Origin of the sequence: Microbacterium sp. HMWF026, assembly GCF_003061325.1 — a bacterium.
In the GTDB taxonomy this organism is placed as follows: domain Bacteria; phylum Actinomycetota; class Actinomycetes; order Actinomycetales; family Microbacteriaceae; genus Microbacterium; species Microbacterium testaceum_E.
Genome location: NZ_QAJB01000429.1, coordinates 1 through 2,626, shown reverse-complemented (window position 1 = coordinate 2,626; position 2,626 = coordinate 1). Strand labels below are relative to the sequence as shown.

Here is a 2,626-nt window from a genome sequence, read left to right as displayed (position 1 = left end):
CTCCTCGATCTTCTCGAGCAGGCGGCGCTGCTCGAGGTTGCGGCGCAGGAAGGCGGTCAGACGCTTGTCCAGCACCGAGGGGTCCCACTCGCCCTCGACCAGCGCGTGCCGCACGAACATCTCGCGCGCGAGCGGACGGTCGAAGCGCGAGAGCTGCACCCGGCGACGGCCGACGAGCTCGACCCCGAACAGGGTGACCTTCTCGTAGGCGGCAGCGGAGCCGGCATCCTTCGACCAGTGCGGCTCGCTCAGCGAGCGCTTGATCAGATCGGGGGCGAGGTCCTCGGCCCACGCCGGATCGACGGCGGCGACCGTGCGGGCGAACAGGCGCGAGGTCTCGACCAGCTCGGCGGCCATGACCGCCGAGGGACGCTTCTTCTTCAGCCCCGAGCCGGGGAAGATCGCGAACCGCGCCCCGCGCGCGCCGATGTACTCGCCCTTGACGGGACGGGTGTCGCCGGGGGCTTTGCGGTCTTTGGTCTGCGCCAGCGTGCGGGGATCGAGGATGCCGAGGTGCGACAGCAGGCCGGACAGGATCGCCCGGTGAATGGCATCACCGGCGGCGTGTCCCTCGGGGGTGGCGTCGGACGACCCTCGTCCCCCTTTTGTCGGTGCATGTCCCGATTTGTGCGGCCGGGAGAGCTCCGCACCCGCCATATGTGGGACACGGTTGTTCGCGCCGCGCCCGCCCGCGCCGTCGCCGCGCCCGCCACCCTCGCCGCGCTCCGCGCCGAGCGACCGCAGCTGCCGGTGGACGTCCATCCACTCGCGCACCCGCACGTAGTTGAGGTGCTCGCTGCGGCAGAGGCGACGGAACGCGCTGGAGCCGAGTTCCGCTTGCTTGTCCTGCAGATAGTCCCAGAGGTTGAGCAGCGACAGGAAGTCGCTGGTCGGGTCTGTGAAACGCGCGTGGAACCGGTCGGCCTCCTCGCGGCGCTCCTCGGGGCGCTCGCGCACGTCCTGGATCGACATGCCCGACACGATCGCGAGCACCTCGGCGGACACATCGTTGCGGCGGGCCTCGATGAGCATGCGGGCGAAGCGCGGGTCGATCGGCAGCCGTGCGATCTCGCGACCGATCTCGGTGAGGCGGGGCCCGGCCTCGTCGCGGCGCCCGCGGGACCGGTCGCCGCGCCCGTCTCGCTGGCGGGACGGGTCGCCGTCGTCGCGCACGTCGCGGTCGCGGGAAGCGTCGGCGCCGCGCGCGCCGGGCGCGGGCAGCTTCACCGCGCCGAGCTCCACGAGAAGGTCGAAGGCGGCTTTCACCCCGCGCGAGTCAGGGGGCGTGAGGAACGGGAAGGCCTGGATGTCGCCGAAGCCCAGCGACAGCATCTGCAGGATGACGGATGCCAGCGACGTGCGCAGGATCTCGGGCTCGGTGTACTCGGGGCGACGGGTGAAGTCGTCCTCGGAGTACAGGCGGATCGCGACGCCGGGCGAGGTGCGACCCGCGCGACCGGAGCGCTGCTGCGCCGACGCCTGCGAGACCGGCTCGATGGGCAGCCGCTGGATCTTGGAGCGGTTGCTGTAGCGCGAGATGCGCGCCGTGCCGGTGTCGACGACGTAGCGGATACCGGGGACGGTGAGGCTCGTCTCGGCGACGTTCGTGGCCAGGATGACGCGGCGGCGCACGCCCGCGACCGTCGACCGCTCGAAGACCCGGTGCTGCTCGGCGGCCGACAGGCGCCCGTAGAGGGGGAGCACCTCGGTCGGCGCGGCGTCCTTCTGGTACGCCCCGCGGATCGCGTCGGCGGCATCGCGGATCTCGGCCTCGCCCGGGAAGAAGACGAGCACGTCGCCCGCGGGCTCCCGGTCGAGCTCCCGCAGGGCCGCGACGACCGCGCCGACCTCGTCGGCGTCGTCGCCGTCGCGTCTGCCCTGTGCCGCGCTCCGGTGTTTCTTCGGCTGGGGCGCCGGGTCGTCGGCATCCGGGCCCTCGTCGTCGGAATCCTCCGGAGCGCGGTCCGCCCCGTCAAGCGGACGGTAGCGGATCTCGACCGGGTACGTCCGGCCCGACACCTCGATCACCGGTGCCGGTGTCGGCTCGCCGCCGGGCTCGGTCGGGGCGGCGGCGAAGTGTCGCGCGAAGCTCTCGGGATCGATCGTGGCCGAGGTGACGATGACCTTGAGGTCGGGGCGCTTGGGCAGGATGCGCCGCAGGTACCCCAGCAGGAAGTCGATGTTGAGCGAGCGCTCGTGCGCCTCGTCGACGATGATCGTGTCGTAGCGGCGGAGCAGCCGGTCGCGGTGGATCTCATTGAGCAGGATGCCGTCGGTCACCAGCGCGACCCGGGTGTCGGCCGAGACCTTGTCGGTGAAGCGCACCTTGTACCCGACGGTCGAGCCGAGGGGCACCCGCATCTCGTCGGCGATGCGCTCGGCGATCGTGCGGGCGGCGATGCGACGGGGCTGCGTGTGCGCGATCGACGTGCGTCCGAGCTCGAGGCAGATCTTGGGCAGCTGCGTCGTCTTTCCCGAGCCGGTCGCACCGGCGACGATCACGACCTGGTGGTCGCGGATGGCGCGCGCGATCTCGTCCCGGGCCGCGCTGACGGGCAGCTCGGGCGGGTAGACGATGACGGGTTCGACGGACACAGCCTTCCAGCCTATCGCGGCGGTGCGGCCC

At 72.0% G+C, this 2,626-nt stretch carries 1 protein-coding gene; it reads right to left on the bottom strand.

Annotation, left to right across the window (positions count from 1 at the left end):
- The coding region (locus DBR36_RS15550; protein WP_146185399.1) for a DUF3418 domain-containing protein at positions 1–2,595 on the bottom strand (2,595 nt) is incomplete at its 3' end.
- Between the last annotated feature and the right edge of the window lie 31 nt (positions 2,596–2,626).